The sequence below is a fragment of the Roseibium sp. AWQ4_254 genome (assembly GCF_056161025.1).
This window is the reverse complement of record NZ_JBSWYH010000009.1, coordinates 139532-156277: the sequence shown is the minus strand read 5'-3', so window position 1 is coordinate 156277 and position 16746 is coordinate 139532. Positions and strand designations below refer to the sequence as shown.

At 58.2% G+C, this 16746-nt stretch carries 17 protein-coding genes, 1 tRNA gene and 1 pseudogene; 10 read left to right on the top strand and 9 right to left on the bottom strand.

Annotated elements, in window-relative coordinates:
* The first annotated feature begins 7 nt into the window (after positions 1-7).
* From ACXAIC_RS09215 to ACXAIC_RS09200, 4 genes are read left to right on the top strand one after another with little or no spacing between them, the layout of a single operon-like run.
* On the top strand, positions 8-412 hold the full coding sequence (locus ACXAIC_RS09215; RefSeq protein WP_475176336.1) for a VOC family protein: 405 nt from the start codon (positions 8-10) through the stop codon (positions 410-412).
* A 30-nt stretch (positions 413-442) separates the two neighbouring features.
* Positions 443-1324 (top strand): phosphoenolpyruvate mutase, encoded by an 882-nt coding sequence (gene aepX, locus ACXAIC_RS09210; RefSeq protein WP_475176333.1) that lies wholly within the window; start codon positions 443-445, stop codon positions 1322-1324.
* A 10-nt stretch (positions 1325-1334) separates the two neighbouring features.
* The gene (gene aepY / locus ACXAIC_RS09205) at positions 1335-2507 is read left to right on the top strand and encodes a phosphonopyruvate decarboxylase (protein ID WP_475176330.1); all 1173 of its coding nucleotides are present in this window, start codon (positions 1335-1337) and stop codon (positions 2505-2507) included.
* A gap of 24 nt (positions 2508-2531) precedes the next feature.
* A complete protein-coding gene (locus ACXAIC_RS09200; protein WP_475176328.1) occupies positions 2532-3650 on the top strand; it encodes a 2-aminoethylphosphonate--pyruvate transaminase in 1119 nt (372 codons plus the stop codon).
* 291 nt (positions 3651-3941) lie between these two features.
* Here the strand turns inward: ACXAIC_RS09200 and ACXAIC_RS09195 are convergent, their stop codons facing one another.
* From ACXAIC_RS09195 to ACXAIC_RS09180, 4 genes and pseudogenes are all read right to left on the bottom strand, one after another.
* Positions 3942-4199 (bottom strand): helix-turn-helix domain-containing protein, encoded by a 258-nt coding sequence (locus ACXAIC_RS09195; RefSeq protein ID WP_475176424.1) that lies wholly within the window; start codon positions 4197-4199, stop codon positions 3942-3944.
* Positions 4191-4651, bottom strand: a pseudogene (locus ACXAIC_RS09190) (DUF932 domain-containing protein); the annotation flags it as partial. The gene ACXAIC_RS09195 and the pseudogene ACXAIC_RS09190, both read right to left, overlap by 9 nt.
* Before the next feature lie 193 nt (positions 4652-4844).
* Positions 4845-6026 (bottom strand): Fic family protein, encoded by a 1182-nt coding sequence (locus tag ACXAIC_RS09185; protein WP_475176324.1) that lies wholly within the window; start codon positions 6024-6026, stop codon positions 4845-4847.
* Between the two features lie 361 nt (positions 6027-6387).
* Positions 6388-6462: transfer RNA gene (locus ACXAIC_RS09180), tRNA-Gly, on the bottom strand.
* A gap of 243 nt (positions 6463-6705) precedes the next feature.
* Between ACXAIC_RS09180 and ACXAIC_RS09175 the strand changes: the two genes are divergently transcribed.
* The 5 genes from ACXAIC_RS09175 (at position 6706) to ACXAIC_RS09155 (ending at position 10828) form a co-directional block, all read left to right on the top strand.
* The gene (locus ACXAIC_RS09175) at positions 6706-7227 is read left to right on the top strand and encodes a prolyl-tRNA synthetase associated domain-containing protein (RefSeq protein WP_475176322.1); all 522 of its coding nucleotides are present in this window, start codon (positions 6706-6708) and stop codon (positions 7225-7227) included.
* A gap of 232 nt (positions 7228-7459) precedes the next feature.
* Positions 7460-8470, top strand: coding sequence for a thioredoxin (trxA, locus tag ACXAIC_RS09170; protein WP_475176319.1), 1011 nt, complete (start codon positions 7460-7462; stop codon positions 8468-8470).
* Between the two features lie 82 nt (positions 8471-8552).
* Positions 8553-9266, top strand: a complete 714-nt coding sequence (locus ACXAIC_RS09165; RefSeq protein WP_475176315.1) for an LON peptidase substrate-binding domain-containing protein — start codon at positions 8553-8555, stop codon at positions 9264-9266.
* A 63-nt stretch (positions 9267-9329) separates the two neighbouring features.
* Positions 9330-9539 (top strand): Trm112 family protein, encoded by a 210-nt coding sequence (locus ACXAIC_RS09160; RefSeq protein WP_475176310.1) that lies wholly within the window; start codon positions 9330-9332, stop codon positions 9537-9539.
* Positions 9540-10366: 827 nt separating this feature from the next.
* Positions 10367-10828, top strand: coding sequence for an Lrp/AsnC family transcriptional regulator (locus ACXAIC_RS09155; RefSeq protein ID WP_475176306.1), 462 nt, complete (start codon positions 10367-10369; stop codon positions 10826-10828).
* A 134-nt stretch (positions 10829-10962) separates the two neighbouring features.
* On the opposite strand, the gene ACXAIC_RS09150 is transcribed toward ACXAIC_RS09155, so the two are convergent.
* Positions 10963-11259, bottom strand: a complete 297-nt coding sequence (locus ACXAIC_RS09150; protein WP_475176302.1) for a YggT family protein — start codon at positions 11257-11259, stop codon at positions 10963-10965.
* Positions 11260-11501: 242 nt separating this feature from the next.
* Here ACXAIC_RS09150 and ACXAIC_RS09145 point away from each other — a divergent pair, with 242 nt between their 5' ends.
* On the top strand, positions 11502-12320 hold the full coding sequence (locus tag ACXAIC_RS09145) for a MipA/OmpV family protein (RefSeq protein ID WP_475176298.1): 819 nt from the start codon (positions 11502-11504) through the stop codon (positions 12318-12320).
* 136 nt (positions 12321-12456) lie between these two features.
* Here ACXAIC_RS09145 and ACXAIC_RS09140 read toward each other — a convergent pair whose 3' ends face one another.
* From ACXAIC_RS09140 to ACXAIC_RS09125, 4 genes are all read right to left on the bottom strand, one after another.
* Complete coding sequence (locus ACXAIC_RS09140) at positions 12457-13287, bottom strand: pentapeptide repeat-containing protein (RefSeq protein ID WP_475176292.1); 831 nt, start codon at positions 13285-13287, stop codon at positions 12457-12459.
* Positions 13288-13752: 465 nt separating this feature from the next.
* Positions 13753-14766 (bottom strand): patatin-like phospholipase family protein, encoded by a 1014-nt coding sequence (locus tag ACXAIC_RS09135; RefSeq protein WP_475176287.1) that lies wholly within the window; start codon positions 14764-14766, stop codon positions 13753-13755.
* A 48-nt stretch (positions 14767-14814) separates the two neighbouring features.
* The gene (locus ACXAIC_RS09130) at positions 14815-15597 is read right to left on the bottom strand and encodes a 3-hydroxybutyrate dehydrogenase (protein ID WP_475176282.1); all 783 of its coding nucleotides are present in this window, start codon (positions 15595-15597) and stop codon (positions 14815-14817) included.
* A gap of 167 nt (positions 15598-15764) precedes the next feature.
* A complete protein-coding gene (locus ACXAIC_RS09125) occupies positions 15765-16652 on the bottom strand; it encodes a 4-hydroxy-3-methylbut-2-en-1-yl diphosphate synthase (RefSeq protein ID WP_475176278.1) in 888 nt (295 codons plus the stop codon).
* Positions 16653-16746: the final 94 nt, after the last annotated feature.

Below are 16746 nucleotides of genomic sequence, written 5' to 3'. Positions count from 1 at the left end.
CGTCAAAATGTCTGAACCGAGCACTCTTGGTATCGATCATTTGGGCCTGAGCGTCAGGGACCTCGATGCCAGCAGGACCTTCTTTGAAAAAGCGCTGGGGTGGACCCAGTTCGGTGGCAACCCGGATTATCCTTCAGCCTATATGACTGACGGCACTTCCAAAATCACATTGTGGCAGTGCAAGGGCGACGCGATCAACGGATTCAACCGGCACAGCAATGTTGGTCTCCACCATCTCGCCCTCAAGGTGCCGACGGCCAATGCATTGCGCGAGACCTTCGAATCCGTGCGCGCCTGGCCGGGCGTGGAAGTCGAGTTTGCTCCAGAGTTTTCCGGAACGGGGCCGAAAGAACATTTCATGATTTACGAGCCCGGCGGAACGCGGCTCGAAGTTTCCTACGATCCACGCTGAATTTTCAAGGTCTCCCTAGGGGAAAGAAAGATGATTGAAGACGTTTCTTCCAAAAGCAAAAAACTGAAAGACATGTTGACGAGCAACTCGCTCGAATTTCTTATGGAAGCTCATAACGGGCTCACCGCAAAGATCGTGGAACGGACGGGTTTCAAGGCCATTTGGGCTTCAGGATTGTCGATTTCTACCGCCTTCGGTGTTCGCGACAGGAATGAAGCCTCCTGGACCCAGGTCCTCGACACGGTAGAGTTCATGTCGGACTCCACGGAGATTCCGATCCTTGTCGATGGAGACACCGGGTACGGCGACTTCAACAACACTGCCCGGCTCGTGAAAAAGCTGAGCCAGCGGGGCATCGGCGGCGTTTGCATCGAAGACAAACTGTTTCCGAAGCAGAATTCGTTTGTCGGCGAAAAACAGCCCCTGCTTTCAATTGACGACTTCACGGCAAAAATCAAAGCGGGCAAGGACGCGCAGCGGGATAACAATTTCTGCTTTGTTGCCCGTATCGAAGCGCTGATTTCGGGATACTCGATGCAGGAGGCCCTGGACAGGGCGGATGCCTACAGATCCGCTGGTGCCGATGCCATTCTAATCCATTCAAAAAAGTCCAACGCTGACGAAATTGCCGAATTCTGCACCCGGTGGAACAACGCGTGTCCCGTGGTGATCGTCCCCACCAAATATTATCAGACGCCGGTTCAGGTTTTCCGCGACCTCAATGTTTCGGCCGTCATCTGGGCAAATCACAACATGCGCGCGGCGGTATCCGCGATGTCCCTGATTTCTCAGCAGATCTTCGAGCGCCAGTCTATCGACGGCGTTGAAGGCACGATTGCAACGTTGTCCGAGATATTCGAACTGACCGGCGAGCATGAGTTCGAGAGCTATGCAAACAAGTACCTGACCTGAGGAGCGCGTCGTGATTACAACGGTAAACTGGGCGTCCGCATTGATTGCTGCCGGTTACAGGTTCGCCGCAGGTGTTCCCTGTTCCAGCCTCGCGCCGTTGCAGAATTTTTGTCAGAACATGCCAGAGGCAACCTACGTTGCCGCCCCGAATGAAGGCATGGCCGTGGCTGTTGCCGCCGGCGCTGCAATGACGGGTCAAAAGTCCCTCGTTCTCATGCAGAACTCAGGACTGGGAAACGCAGTCAATCCACTCACGTCGCTGGTGGAACCTTTCAAGGTGCCGACACTTCTGGTTACAAGCTGGAGAGGAAAGCCCGACACCAAGGACGAACCGCAACATGCCCGGATGGGACTTTCGACGCACGCGCTCCTCGACGCCTTGAATATTCCCTGGTTCGAATTGCCGGAAGACGAGGCGGCTGCTCTCGCACAGCTGCGCAAAGCCATAAGAACCGCAGAAACCGGACGCAGGTGTGCAGCGATAATCGTTCCCGATGGACGTTTTACCAAGGTTATGGACCAGAGCTCACAGTTGCCGTCTCCACGGCGCGGACATTTTACGGATCTTCGCGAAGGTGGGGAAGCTCCCACTCGCTTCGAAGTCCTGAAAAAGCTCACAAAGGACGTTTCCGGCGGCACTCTGAAAATCGCCACCACCGGCAAAACGGGAAGGGAGCTGTTCGTCGCGAATGACGGCCCGCAGAATCTCTACGTTGTCGGATCCATGGGACTGGCATCCTCCATCGGTCTTGGCATGTCCATGGCGTCGGACAATCCGATAATGATCCTGGACGGCGACGGTGCGGCGTTGATGCATCTCGGAGCACTGCCGATGATCGCGGCTTATGCGCCGCGCTCTTTCGTACATCTGCTTCTTGACAACGGTTGTTACGATTCCACCGGAGCTCAACGAACCTTGTCCGGAAGTGTGCCATTTGCCGAGATGGCAGCCGGCTGCGGCTACTCCGCAAGCTGTTGCGTGGATTCCCTGAACGGGCTTTCAGAAGCGCTCGCCGCGAACCCAGGCGAAGGACCGGTGTTTGTCCATGCCAGGATCCGTCCTGGCTCATTGGCCAACCTGCCCAGGCCGGACAAGACACCGGCCGAAGTGCTGCAACGCCTGCAACGCCATTTCGGTTTCGATGCTCTCACTGAGCCGAAACTGATGAGTACGGATGCCTGATCGAAATCACTGAAAAGACCAGATATGCAATCATATTTGTTTACACCCGGACCGCTGACAACCACCGAGACTGTTCGCAATGCGCAATTGCGGGACTGGGGATCGCGGGACACGGAATTTATCGCGTTGACAAAACGTGTCAGCGAACGTCTGGCCTTCATTTCCAATGCCGGTGACAGTCACGTGCCGGTTCTCCTGCAGGGACCGGGCACCTACGCCGTGGAAGCAACGATTGCGACACTGGTGGCCCCGGCGGACAGGCTCCTGGTCCTGGTGAACGGCGCCTATGGGCACCGGATCGCGGAGATCGCCCGCCGGCTCAAGCTGAATGTCGAAATAATGGAACAGGACGAATTCCATTCTATCGACCGGGAAGCTGTGGCAACGTACCTGGAAGACAGGGGCCCTTTTGATTTCATGGCAGTCGTTCATCTCGAAACGACAACAGGGTTGCTCAACCCAATCCATGAGCTGTCCGATCTGGCGACCCGTTTCGATGCTGGTTTGATCGTCGATGCCATGAGCAGTTTTGGCGCTTATCCAATCGACTTGCAAATGCTGAGATGCAGCGCTCTCGTCGCTTCGTCGAACAAATGCCTGCATGGGGTTCCAGGCTTGTCCTTTGCGATATGCAACAGGAAGACCCTCCACCAGAAAGACCACAGCGCCCCGTCGCTCAGCCTTGATCTCAAGCATCAGGCCGACGGCTTCGACCGGAGCGGAGAGTGGCGCTTCACGCCCCCGACACACTGTCTGGCCGCATTTGATCAGGCGCTGGATGAATTTCTCGCAGACGGTGGAGTGCCTGCCCGGCGAACCCGGTATGCGCGCAATGCAAATATTGTAAGTACGCGGCTGAGAACTCTCGGCTTCAACTTGGTTCTCAAGGAAAGCTGCAGGTCGGATGTCATTCTGACATTTGCCTACCCGGAGGGAGACTGGTTCGACTTCGATCGGCTGTACGACACGCTGGCAAGTCAGTCCTTTTACATCTACCGGGGAAAACTCACCCGAACGGAATCGTTCAGGATCGGCTGTATCGGCGCCCTCGACAGCGGGCACTTCAATGCAATGCTTGATCTGTTCGCCTCGGTTGTCGAGGAGATGAAGACCGGCCCGAAAACGGTGGTGTGCGTAGGTTAAGGAGCCGGAGGCTGGTTCAGAGGCACCTGTTTCCCATTTTTGATCCGAGAGAGAGGACAGGCTCCAAGCACGGATATTTTTATTGCCAACACCAAAATTCTCCGATGATGGCGCGATTGCTGGCGAATCCATGATGAGATTAACAATTAAAACGATCACTCTCTGTTCCCCGAGATGCGCAAATGTGCACGCTCGGGCCCCTTGTCTTCATTATCACCCACTTCGCCGTCGTGCTTAGGGTGTCATTTCGACCTCTGCGGAACCGAACCGTAAATGTCAGCTTCTGACAGTTCAGCTTTGGCGCAATGCGCGCCGGGCAGACGGCGTAACACCAAATTTAGCCTGAAAGGCCCGGCCGAAGGCTTCCTTAGACGCATAGCCAACACGTTCGGCGATGGCGTCAATTGGGAGGTTCGAGTGCAGAAGCGCTTCATCTGCCTGCTCAAGCTGTAAAAAGGCAAGGGGGCCTGGCGCCGATCGGCATCGCAAGCCGTTGAAGTCACATATGCTGACGGGGTCATTCGGTGGAGCCGCTCCACACCGCTGCACGGCTTCGGCGAGTTCATAGTCATGGATCCGGCCGTAGTCCGGACAGTGACGGCGCGCAGGTCGACCCGACCGTTGTCGGTCTCTAACGTCTTGATCTGTTCGGCCCGGTTCGAGGCCAGACCGTATTGCAGGTTGATGCCGGCAAGTGCTGCAGGAAGCTGTCGGCGATAGGCTCCCGGCGCGCCCACCAAGCTGGCCAACTGGCCGAAGGACTAGTGCGTCGGAGCGACGGGTGCTTCCGCACCGGGCAAATGCAGTGCCATCCGCTCGGGATTGTCCCGGGTCGCTTCGACTTGGATCACCGCACTCTCCACCACACGAGACCGGCTGCGCTCGGAGCGCACACGAACCGACTGGGTCAGGTCGTCCAGAGGCAGATAGCGTTCGTCGTCGGGCCGCGAAAACCACTCCGACGACACGCGGTCGATCCGTTCGCCGCGCGAGACGTCCACCTTGTAGCCGCCGCGCGCTTCACTGCGGCCATCGAGAAACTCAACCTAAGTCATTGGAAAATATCTCCACGACGGGCACCGAAGGCGCTCCTCCAGCTTTCAACCCGTCGCGGAGGTCACTCCCGCACTCTCACTCTAATTCCTCAAAGTACATCGAACGTTGTTGCGACCCTCTCTTCGTTTTAAAATCAGATTACAACTCGGTTAAAGGATCAGTTCCTTCACTGAGAATCAGGAGATATCGCCGATAGCCAAACACACGTCCCCGCTTGCGACCAGTCACCTCTTCGACGATACCCAGCCGCTCCAGGTCCGCGAGTGCCGCATTTACGGTTGGCATGGTAAGCCCTGTTTGCTCGACGAGTTGCCCAGCAGTCAAAAAGGGATGTTGTTGAAGAAGGTCATGAAGACGCAAGGCCGAGCCTGCCCGATCGCTCTGAGCAGTTATTATTTCCCGATCCTCTTTGAACAACTCGACAATGCGGGTTGAAGCGTCGAACGCCTGGTTCGCCGTTTCTGCAATGCCTTGAAGGAAAAATTCGAGCCAGGCCTCCCAGGCTCCTTGCTCTCGCACCTCCTGCAGAAGACGATAGTAGTCGCACCTGTTCGATTTCAGATACAGACTGAGGTAGAGAAGCGGCCTTTTCAGCACCCCGTGGACGCATAGGTAAAGCGTTACCAATAGCCGACCGATACGGCCATTACCGTCCAGAAAGGGGTGAATAGTCTCGAATTGAACATGGAGCAAGCCAGCCTTGATCAGCGCAGGCAGCTGAGATCGATCCTCATGCATAAAAACTTCAAGCGCTTCGAGACAATTGTCGAGTTCATTGACGGGCGGAGGGACAAACAGTGCATTGCCCGGACGATTGCCGCCGATCCAGTTCTGAGAGCGCCGGAATTCTCCCGGGTTCTTGGTTCCTCCGCGTCCGCTTTCGAGCAGGCGGGCATGCATCTCCCGGATGAGCCGAAGCGAAAGTGGTAGTTCATTCAACCGCTCCAGGCCATATATCATCGCATCGACGTAATTCGAGACTTCGCGAACGTCATCAACCGGCTGCCCGGCCTGTGCCTCCGTCTCGAAGCGCAAAAGGTCAGTCAAGGTCGATTGCGTTCCCTCAATCTGAGATGAAAGCACGGCCTCTTTTCGGACGTACATATACAGGAACAATTCCTGACGTGGCAGAATGGTCGTGATGCCATCGAGCCGGCCGAGAGCCCTTTCGGCGCTGGTCAGGTGCGGGAGGAGTGGCAGAATGTCAATTGGCGGGTTTGGTGGCAGCGGCGAAGGCACAAAGGCTCGTACCGTCTCTCCTCCGACACTTGTCTCTACAAATCGGCCCAGCCGCGAATCTGTTGCGTGTGTCTCTGCCATCTTTTCAATATGGACGGCGCGCCTTATTTAAGCAATTGCCGCTTGGCTTAAATAGAGATCATGCTAAGGTAAGTCGGCTTAATTAGCGATACGAAGGTGACAAGGGAGCTACGCACGTGAGCACGACAATGGCTTCACGAGAGCCATATAAAATGAAGCAACTGTGCTCAAGGAATGCGTTTGGCGGACCTGAACCAAAGGGCTGCAAGTTGCCTGCAGGTCAAAAAATTGCTGCGCCGCACACAAGGCAAAATGCCTTCGGTTGCTTCCCCCCTGCTTCCCCGCTTACGAAAAAGGGGCCGGGGAAGCAAAAAACGCCCCGAAGGGCGTTTTCTAAGCCTCAGAAATCACTGAGGAAATTTGGAGCGGGCGATGGGATTCGAACCCACGACCCCAACCTTGGCAAGGTTGTGCTCTACCCCTGAGCTACACCCGCATATGTGACCGGAGCGCTTTGGCGGGACCGCCTCTGCGTCGGTGGCGCAGTATATGAACTAAGCCGGAAAGGATTGCAACAAGGAATTTGAAGAATTTTTTTTAGCTGTCTTTGCTGTGGACGGACTGTGCATTCCAATCACCAAGCCGTTGGAAAATTGCCGCTTTTCAAGGCGTTTTCTCCTTGTCCCGGCAGCTTGAAACAGGCTAGACAGCCCGGAGCTGAGACAACACCGGGAAAATCATGCCAGCAACACGCGCCGAATTGATGGCCTTTTTGAAGGACCTGAACATCGAAGTGACCACGGTCGACCACGCCCCGGTGTTCACCGTGGCCGAGTCCGGCGATCTGCATGAGACGATCCCGGGCGGGCATACCAAGAACCTGTTCGTGAAGGACAAGAAGGGCCGGCTGTTTTTGATCGTCGCTCTTCATGACGCGGAAATAGACCTGAAAAAAGTGCACCAGATCATCGGCGCCCAGGGCCGGGTCTCCTTTGGCAATGCGGATCTTCTGGGCGACGTTCTGGGCGTCGAGCCCGGCTCAGTCACCCCGTTTGCCCTGATCAATGACCGCGCGGCGCAAAAGGTGACGCCGGTTTTTGACGCGGCCATGATGCAGCACCAGATTGTCAATTATCATCCTTTGAAGAATGACGCGACCACGACCATCCGCGCCGGGGACTTGATCACCTTTGCCAAGGCCTGTGGCCATGAGCCGAAGGTGCTGGCGGTCAGTGCCGAGGCGCAGGAGGCCGGGCTCTGAAAGCCCGCGGGAAAAAGACGGTTTTGGCCGGATGTGGCCGGTTCTTGGAAGGAATGGCCTTGAGCCCTGGAGGAAAGCCTCTTCCCATGGGTGAATAGTAAACAAGGCTTGAGAAAAGCGCCGGGTTTGTATTTCCGGGCGCAGCGCTCCATGTTAGGAGCACCTTTATGGATGTAAGCATGACGACAGGCCGGGGGCACCCGAACCGGCCGGACAAACACGAGGCGGGCAGATGAGCAATGGCAACTACAGCGTCGGCGGCCAGGTGAGCGGCGGCTTCGGCGCCAGCATGGGCGGCGGTGGATATGGCGGCCAGGGGCATGGTTTCAGCGGCGGTGGCGGCGGCAATGACGGCGGCGGCAGCGCGCCGGGCGGCGACCTGATCTTCGACGTGACCACCCAGACCTTTCTAGCAGATGTTCTGGAAGCCTCCCGCACCCAGCCGGTTCTTGTTGATTTCTGGGCGCCCTGGTGCGGCCCGTGCAAGCAGTTGACGCCGATCATCGAAGACGCCGTGCGCGCTGCTGGCGGCACCGTCAAGCTGGCCAAGATGAATATCGACGATCATCCCGAAATCGCCGGGCAGATGGGCATCCAGTCCATTCCTGCCGTGGTGGCCTTCAAGGACGGCCAGCCGGTGGATGGCTTCATGGGCGCTCAGCAGGAAAGCCAGGTGAAAGCCTTTATCGAGAAGCTTGGCGGTCCGGCCCCGGCCAATCAGGCCGACGCCTTTCTGGAGCAGGCAGCGGAGCTGTTGAGTGCCAAGGATTTCGGCCAGGCCGCTCAGCTTTTCGGCGCGGTGATGCAGATGGAACCGGACAATGTTGCCGCCATTTCAGGCCTTGCCCAGTGCTATCTCGGCGCCGATGAACTGGAGCGGGCCCGGCAGGCGCTGGAGCTGGTGCCGCAGGACAAGCAGACGGACGAGGCCTATGTGGCGGCCAAGGCGGCGCTGGACCTTGCCGAACAGGCAGCCTCCCTCGGCGACCTTGCCGAATTCCAGGACCGGATTGCCAAGGACCCACTGGATCATCAGGCCCGGTTTGACCTGGCCCTCGGCCTTAACGGCAAGGGCGACAAGGAAGGCGCGGTGGATCAGCTGATCGAGATCGTGCGCCGGGACCGGGAGTGGAACGAGGACGCCGCCCGTAAGCAGCTTCTGCAATTCTTTGAGGCCTGGGGCTTCAAGGATCCGGCAAGTAATTATGGCCGCCGCAAGCTTTCCGCCGTTCTGTTTTCTTGACGGCTGCCGGTTCTGACACATCTAAAGGCAACGGGCCGGAGAACGTTCCCCGGTCCCGGGAGAACAACAAGAAGGCGTGAAAATGCAGGCGGGAAATGCCATCTACGACACCATCGCGGACCTCCCCCCGGTTCTGCCTGTGTTTCCCCTGCCGGGCGCGCTGCTTCTTCCCCGGACCCAGCTGCCGCTGAACATTTTTGAGCAGCGCTATCTGGACATGATCGACACCGCCCTTGCTGGCAACCGGCTGATCGGTATGGTGCAGCCTGCCAGCGCGAATGGCAGGACCGCCGGCGGAACCGGCTCCAACGCAGACCTTGACGCAGGCTCCGACCGGCCGGTTCTGTCCAGCGTTGGCTGTGTCGGCCGCCTGACCAGCTTTCAGGAAACCGGGGATGGCCGCTATCTGGTCACGCTGCAGGGCATCACCCGCTTCGCCCTTGGCAAGGAAGTGACCGCCTACAGCACCTTCCGCCAGGTGGAATGCGACTTCGCCCCCTTTGCCCGGGACCTGACCTGCGGTGATGGCGAAGAGGATGTCGACCGCACCGGGCTTTTAAAGACCTTGCGCAACTATCTGGACGCCAACAATCTGGAGGCGGACTGGCAAAGCGTGTCGGAAGCCGAAACCGAGGTACTGGTCAATGCCCTTTGCATGATGTGCCCCTATGGCCCCCAGGAAAAACAGGCTCTCCTGGAAGCCCGCGACCTGAAGACGCGGGCGGAAACCCTGATTGCCATCACCGAAATGGATCTGGCAAAGTCCCAGAACGAGGGCGGCTCAACGCTGCAATAGCTTTGCAGAGGCCTGCCGTTCCGAACCACGTCATGACCTGATTTCCTGAAGAAAGACACGCCAATGACCGACCCGAAGGATGCCGAGGACCCGGCTGACCGGCCCGTTGACCGCAAACTGCTGGAATTGCTGGTCTGCCCGGTGACCAAATCCTCTCTGGACTATGATGCGCAGGCCAGGGAACTGATCTCCCGCGCGGCCAAGCTCGCCTACCCGATCCGGAACGGCATCCCGATCATGCTGCCGGACGAGGCCCGCAAGCTCGACGACTGATACCAACCTCACTAGATAGGAACCGATCTGACCGTGTTTGGGGACTGTTCGTCAAGGAGCAGGTTGCAGGGCGATATGGTTTATCGTTCAAAACCTGGGACGCAGCTGAACAGTCCTCAAACACGGCCTCGGTGGCCTGCTCCGGCCCGCCGGACTGCGTTGCGCCGCTTGAACGGCCAACCAGGCCGTCCTGCGCAAAGCGCCTTGACGGCCAATCCGGACCAGCGCAATCAGATGGGTTTCTATCTATTCAGGTTGGTATGAAGCACTCTAGCGGCCTCAAGAACAAACGGCAGGCTTCGCTTCTTCTTTCTTCAACAACGTCCCCTGAAGCCGTTTCCCGGCAGCCCGCCGGGATACGATGTGCCCTGACCAGGCCGGCCCCAATCAGGCTCAAGGCCGCGGCGGCGGAAAGAACGGGAGTGAAAAATACGGCTCCCGCAGACCAGCCCTGTGCCGTTCTCAAGAACATCTCTCCAGCCCGCATTTCTTTTACATGTCTTTTGCAAACTTTGCGGCTTAGAGCCTCGTGCGATCAGTCTGCACGATTTGACCGGATCTGCTTTGTCTGCTGAGGAGGCGGATCGCGCGCCTTGGTGTTTCCCACCACAAGTGCGACCCAACGATGTCAGCGGGCAAAGCAGACCGGCCCCTCGGGTGATGGAACGCAGCCCATCGGCGGCGTTGCGTCGCTTGACCGATACACCGCATCCCGCTGCGCAAAGTGCCTTGCCGAAGGATCTGCTTTCCAGCATCAAATGGTGCAGACTATTCGCACGATGCTCCTGACCTTTTTCTCAAGCCCCACAATCACGAAAGATCCTTTCATGGCAGATCTGGACAGAACCGACCGGAAGATCCTGCGGCTCCTGCAGCTCGATGGGCGGCTAACCAATGCGGAGATTGCAAAGGCCGTCAATGTCAGCCCCGCCACCTGCCACCGGCGCCTGCAGCGGCTTTTTGACGAAGGCATTGTGTCCGGCATCACGGCACGGGTTCAGCCCGACGCGGTGGATTTGAGCGTCCAGGTGCTGGTGGGAGCGGTTCTGGAGAAATCCACGCCCGAAAGCTTTGAGGCCTTCGAGGCGGCAATTCTCAAATTTCCCTTCGTTCTGGAATGCCAGTGCGTCGCGGGAGATTTTGACTATTTCCTGAAAGTGCGCGTGAAGGACATTGCCGATTTCAACACCCGTCACCGTGCCCAGTTGCTCACCCTGCCCGGCGTGCGCCAGCTGCGCAGTTTTTTTGTCTTGAAAGAGGTCATCGAAAACGCGCCGCTGGACTTTTGAGACAGAGCCCCTTGCCGCAAAAAGGCGCCACCTGCCCGAAAGACACCGCCTAAGCAGCAAAAAGCCCGAACCACCACCCGACCCGGGCTGGCTTGATCAGCCGGATCTCTATCAAGTGCGGTTGGTCTTCAGACTCAGTATCCGCTTACAAGGGGCAGAATGTTGATGACGATAATCTGCCGGAGGAAGATGATGCCGAGCAGCAGAACAACAGGAGAAATGTCGATCCCGCCCAGATCCGGCATGAACCTGCGGATCGGCCGCAAGGCGGGCTCGGTCAGATTGTAGAGCACCCGCCCGATCGAATTGATCAGCTGATTGCTGGAATTCACGATGTTGAAGGCGTAGAGCCAGGAAAAGATCGCACTGGCAATGATCACGTAGGTATAAAGCTCCAGCGCGATAAGGATAACATTGAATAATGCGGTCATGGTCTGGTCCGTTGCCGTTATGAGTTCTTTGCACCTTCATGTAGCTCCCGGACCGCATACCTGCAAGATCGCCGGGACAAGAAGACCCAATTGTTTGCCGTCCTGACACCGCCCGGACCACCAGCTCCGATGTGTGCGGTGCCAATATGCAACACTTGTTCAAAACCCGGTTTCCTTAGGGTTTGAGTAAGGCGGCTTCGTGTTATCTTTGCGGCCAATGTTTTCCAATTGGATGTGGCCGAATGTTCAAACTCTTGTCGCACGCCGCGCTTGCCCTGTCGCTTGGCGCCCTTTCCCTTGGGGCTGTGTCCGGCACAGCTCAGGCCCAAAGCGGTGAAGTGTCCGCTCAAGATGCTACACGGCAATTTGTGATCGATCTGGGCATTGGCGCCATTGTGAAGCCAAAATATGAATCGGCCGATTCCTATCTGGTCTATCCGATGCCGCTCGTCTCGGTCGGCCGGTTCTACCTGCCGGGCCTCGGCCAGGTGGTTGACGGACGCCGGCGCACCGGTGTGTTCTTCTTTCCATCCTTCAACTATATCGGCGAGCGCAAGGCAAGCGACAGCTCGGACCTGACCGGAACCGACAAAGTCGACTGGGCTCTGGAACTCGGTCTGGGCGGTGGATTCCGTACGGAGCATTTCCGCGCCTTTGCTGAATTGCGCCAGGGCATTAACGGCCACCACGGCCAGGTCGGCCAGCTCGGTCTCGACGGCATCATTTATCCGGCCGAGAAATGGGAACTCAGCATCGGCCCGCGCGCCGCGTTCGCGTCTGAGGACTACATGGAGACCTATTTCGGCGTGAGCGCCCGGGAAGCTGCCAACAGCGGCGGCCGCTTGAGCGAATATGATCCGGGCGCCGGCTTCAAGAGCATCGGTGTGGCAGCCCGCGCGAGCTATGACTGGAACGATGATGTGCGCCTGCACCTGCGCGGCGGCTATGACCGGCTGGTGGGCGATGCCGCCGACAGCCCGATTGCCGATGCCGGCAGCAAGGACCAGTTCAGCATCGGTCTCGGCGTGACCTACCGCTTCGCTTTTGACGTCTTCAATTAAGCGCGGTCAACCGCACTTCCAAAGGAGCCCGGCCTTCGAAAGAAGCGCCGGGCTTTTTTGAGCGTGCCGAGCAGCCTGCGCACCGCTGCCCTGCCCGTCTCGCTCACGCCCGTAAATAAAACAAGCAGGCCGAGCGTCAGTAAGAACAGTCGGGCAGCGTGATGCCCTTGGGCAGTTTGGTCGTCTTATCGCCGCACGCGCCCAGAATGCGGCCCGGATCCAGATTGGAGGCCCCGGTCAGGTCGGCGCCCACAAGACGGGTCCGGCGCAAAAGAGCACCGTCAAAATCCACCCCGGTCAGATTGGCGCCGGTGAGATCCGCGCTCACCAAACGCACCCCGGAAAAATCCGCATTTGAAAAATTCGCGCCGACTGCCTTGATCCGGTCCAGCTTGGCATGGCGCAAACGGGCGTTGCTGAGATTGGCGCCGGATATGTCACCGCGCTCAAAATTGATCTGATCCATCTTCGCCCCCTTGAAGGAGGCCCCTGGCGCCATGGTGCGGATAAAGCCCGAACCGCGTAGATCCGCCTCGTCAAATATGGCCCCGTTAGCCGTGCTCGCATTCAGGTCCGCATCCCTGAGGTCAACATCCGTCAGATTGGCCCCGGAGAGATCGGCCTTTTCCAGGTCAGCGGAGCGCATGCTCGCCCCGGAAAAATTGGCCCCGGAAAGATCGGCCCGTTCCGCTTCGGTCCGGCGCAGATCCGCCCTGCGGAAATCCGCTCCTTGCAGAACCGCTTCCTTCAGATCCGTTTCCCTCAAATTGGCCCGCGAGAAATCAGCCTGCTCTACGTTGAGATAACGCAATTCGGTCAGCTGCAGATCGCATCTGGAGCAGCCCGCATTTTCCTTGATTTCCGCCATCTTCTTCTCGTCGCTGCCCGCGAGGGCCGCATTTGAAAAGGACCAAAGGGCAACAACGCCCATGAAGCCGGCCAGAAAATGCGTAAACCTGTCGCTCATGCTGACACCTTTGTCTCCGGTATTCCCAGAAAATGGGAAACAATCCCGGCAGTCTAAAGACCAGGTCTTTTCAGAAAATTGAGATGTAACAAATAGAGCAAAAAAGCCTTTGGGGAACCTGCCAAACCGCCAGAAACAGTCTTTAGAACAGCAACGGTAGAACTCGTTACGCCGGCCCGGCCCCCGGATAGAAAGGGGTGGAAGAAACGGGCGGGGTCGCAGGTGCCCGCTTCTTCCAACCACATAAGGCGCTGACGACGCACAACCTGACAATCAGCGTGACCAGTCAAACGCAAAAGCCTTGCCAATTCGTTTTGATCTCACCTTTTCCAGATCTTGGGGCATCGCCTCAGAAGAATCACAAGATATTGACGCCGTTAAGGAAGAATTCACGATACCCGCATTGCATTCTGCAAGGCCGCTTGCGAACAGGGCTAAGAAAAGGTTAACGGACGGAGAGCCGCCCTAGCCGAATTCTTCCCTGAGATCCACGGTCGACCGGTTGCCAATGTCGTCGTAATGCACATCCAGCCAGTCTTTTGCCGTCTGGCGCCCCAGATCGCGCAGCTCGGTCAGAAAGGCCCATTCGGCATTCATCTTGGAAGACGCCTGCAAGGGCTTGAGCTCATGCGCGGAGATCCGGTGCATATGCACCTTCATATAGTCTTCCGACGACAGTTTTCCTTCTTCGATCAGACGGGTGACAAAATCAATCGCCCGCAATTCCCGCAGCAGAGTGGAATTGAAGGTGATCTCGTTGAGCCGGTTGACGATTTCCCGGGCAGACCGGGGCACCTCGCGCCGTTCCGTCGGATTGATCTGGACAAGGACCACATCGGGCGTGTCGGAGTTGTAAAAGAGCGGGTAGAGCGGCGGATTGCCCATATAGCCCCCGTCCCAATAGGGCTCGCCGTCAATTTCAACGGCTTGGTAAAGCTGAGGCAGACAGGCCGAAGCCATGACCGCGTCGAGCGTGATGTCCTCTTCGCTGAACACCCGGATCTTGCCCGTAAAGACGTTGGTGGCGGCCAGATAAAGCTTCAGGCCCACGCAGGCGCGCACCTTCTCAAAATCAACCATCTTCTCAACCACATCCCGCAAGGGATTTAGATTGAGCGGATTGAATTCATAAGGCGAGGCGAAGCGGGACAGGACGTCGAAATAAAGATAGCTCGGCGAATAATCCAGGCTCCAATTGCCGAGCAGCACGTCGAAGGGCGAACGGCGGATCGGGCTGAACCGGGCTTCTCCGCTGACCTCGCGCCAGAAGGCTTCCAGGCTGGCTCGGGCCCCGTCTTCGCCCCCGGCCTCCAGCCCGCTGGCCAGAACAACCGCGTTCATGGCCCCCGCAGACGTGCCGCTGATCGCTTCGATCGACAGGCGGCTGTCTTCCAGAAACCAGTCAAGCACCCCCCAGGTGAAGGCGCCATGGGCGCCTCCCCCCTGCAGGGCCAGATTGATTGTCTTTGTGGAGGCCATGACAGGGTCCTTTCGCTCCGGAACACCGGACAGGGTCAGTGGGCAGGGTCAGTGGGCAGTCCAGCCGCCGTCAATCGGCAGAACAGCGCCGGTGATGGAGGCGGCCGTCTGCGAGCACAGGAACACGGTGTAGCCGGCCACCTGATCGATGGTCACGAATTCCTTCGTGGGCTGGGCCTTCAGGAGCACTTCCTTCTTGACCTCCTCCTCGGTCATGTTGCGCGCCTTCATCGTGTCGGGGATCTGCGCTTCCACAAGCGGCGTCCAGACATAACCCGGGCAGACTGCATTCACCGTGATGCCCTGCTCGGCCACTTCCAGCGCAACCGTCTTGGTCAGTCCGGCAATGCCGTGTTTGGCGGCCACATAAGCGGATTTATAGGGCGAGGCGACCAGCGCATGGGCCGACGCCGTGTTGATGATCCGGCCCCAGCCGCGCTGTTTCATGCCCGGCAGAGCCGCGCGGATCGCATGAAAGGCGGAGGACAGGTTGATTGCAATGATCGCGTCCCACTTCTCGATGGGAAACTCGTCGACCGGTGCCACGTGCTGGATGCCCGCGTTGTTGACCAGAATGTCGACCGAGCCGAACTCCTTTTCCGCATCGGCAATCATACCGGCAATCTCATCGCCCTTGAGCATGTTGGCCGGTGAATAGGCGCAGCGCACCCCAAAATCCGCCTCGATGGCGGCACGGGTCTTCTCGATCTCGGCGCCGTCCCCCAGGCCGTTAATGACCACATTGGCGCCCTGCTCAGCAAAGGCACGGGCGCAGCCAAGCCCGATCCCGGAAGTGGATCCGGTGACTACAGCGGTTTTGTTGGAAAGCATGTGAGAACTCCCGGGAATTGAAAACTAACGAGGGGCACACCCCTCCGCATCATGTAACCACTAACCGCTGCGCTGCAACATCCCAATGACGAATTGCGCTGAATAGCGCCAGACTGCCGCAGAGGAAGGCCCGCCGTGTAACAAAATCATCGTCGCCCTTCTTGTGATCAGTCCCGCTTCAGCGTGCGGGCCCCTGCAAGCGCTTTGCGCGCCCGGCTGCGGGCCGCATCCCGCTGAGCTTCTGCCTGTGCCACATCCGACGGGCGCAGCCCCAGGCGTGCTGCGAACCGCTCCCGGATCAAACCGTAAAAGGTCGCGTGCAGGCTGGCGAACACCCAGACGATGATCAGCATGGAGCCCATCGGAAAGACCGCTGAGCGGATCTGCTGCCAGATCTGGCTGGCGGGCAAAAGGCCATCGCTGACACTCAGCACGAATCCCCAGACAAACACCAGAAACCCGGCCAGCAAACTCATGACCAGAGCCGCAAAGGCCATAGCCCAGCCGAGCCCGGATGTCGCCCGCCAGCTCTCCTTGAGGGTCAGGGGATCGTCAACCGCCGCCGCCGGCAGAACCACGGAAAGCCGCTGCACCACCATCAGGGCAATGAAGGGGGCAAAGACCATCAGCAGCCCGCCGATGCCCGCTGTGACGGCGGCCAGAAGGGCGGATGCGATCATCAGGGGGATCAGGGACACAAAGCCGATCAGGCCCAGCACGATCTGGTAGACAATCACACTGATGGTGCGGCGGCCAAAAGAAACCGGAAAATCCTTCACCCCGATCAAAATCCGGCGGACATAGGCAATGGCAATGGCAAACCCGATCAGGATGTTGGCACACGCGGCCAGCGCCCGCAGCGCTCCTTCATCCGCCTTCATAACCGGCTCGGTCATGTAGGAGACGGTCGAAAAGCCTGCAGCCGGCATCAAAGATGCGCCAATGGCGAAATTCAGGGCCAGAAGCAACAGCATATAGGCCCAGCCTGTCTTGAACAGCGTGCCTGTATTGTGCTGCGCCAGGGAGACAGCCCGTTCCAGAACAGTGATGAACATTCGCGCCCCGCTTCTGATCTTTTTCCATCAGGGCCAGTCCATACGCCCCTGCCCGTATAGCAATCTCAACTGATAGAAACCGATCTGATGAAAC

Bases quoted from the DNA above. Each gene is read 5' to 3' on its own strand.
- ACXAIC_RS09185 (WP_475176324.1), bottom strand. From the start codon at position 6,026: ATGGCAGAGACACACGCAACAGATTCGCGGCTGGGCCGATTTGTAGAG.
- ACXAIC_RS09200 (WP_475176328.1), top strand. From the start codon at position 2,532: ATGCAATCATATTTGTTTACACCCGGACCGCTGACAACCACCGAGACT.
- ACXAIC_RS09130 (WP_475176282.1), bottom strand. From the start codon at position 15,597: ATGCTTTCCAACAAAACCGCTGTAGTCACCGGATCCACTTCCGGGATC.
- aepX (WP_475176333.1), top strand. From the start codon at position 443: ATGATTGAAGACGTTTCTTCCAAAAGCAAAAAACTGAAAGACATGTTG.
- ACXAIC_RS09150 (WP_475176302.1), bottom strand. From the start codon at position 11,259: ATGACCGCATTATTCAATGTTATCCTTATCGCGCTGGAGCTTTATACC.
- ACXAIC_RS09135 (WP_475176287.1), bottom strand. From the start codon at position 14,766: ATGGCCTCCACAAAGACAATCAATCTGGCCCTGCAGGGGGGAGGCGCC.
- ACXAIC_RS09125 (WP_475176278.1), bottom strand. From the start codon at position 16,652: ATGTTCATCACTGTTCTGGAACGGGCTGTCTCCCTGGCGCAGCACAAT.
- ACXAIC_RS09160 (WP_475176310.1), top strand. From the start codon at position 9,330: ATGACCGACCCGAAGGATGCCGAGGACCCGGCTGACCGGCCCGTTGAC.
- ACXAIC_RS09140 (WP_475176292.1), bottom strand. From the start codon at position 13,287: ATGAGCGACAGGTTTACGCATTTTCTGGCCGGCTTCATGGGCGTTGTT.
- ACXAIC_RS09155 (WP_475176306.1), top strand. From the start codon at position 10,367: ATGGCAGATCTGGACAGAACCGACCGGAAGATCCTGCGGCTCCTGCAG.
- ACXAIC_RS09165 (WP_475176315.1), top strand. From the start codon at position 8,553: ATGCAGGCGGGAAATGCCATCTACGACACCATCGCGGACCTCCCCCCG.
- trxA (WP_475176319.1), top strand. From the start codon at position 7,460: ATGAGCAATGGCAACTACAGCGTCGGCGGCCAGGTGAGCGGCGGCTTC.
- ACXAIC_RS09145 (WP_475176298.1), top strand. From the start codon at position 11,502: ATGTTCAAACTCTTGTCGCACGCCGCGCTTGCCCTGTCGCTTGGCGCC.
- ACXAIC_RS09175 (WP_475176322.1), top strand. From the start codon at position 6,706: ATGCCAGCAACACGCGCCGAATTGATGGCCTTTTTGAAGGACCTGAAC.
- ACXAIC_RS09215 (WP_475176336.1), top strand. From the start codon at position 8: ATGTCTGAACCGAGCACTCTTGGTATCGATCATTTGGGCCTGAGCGTC.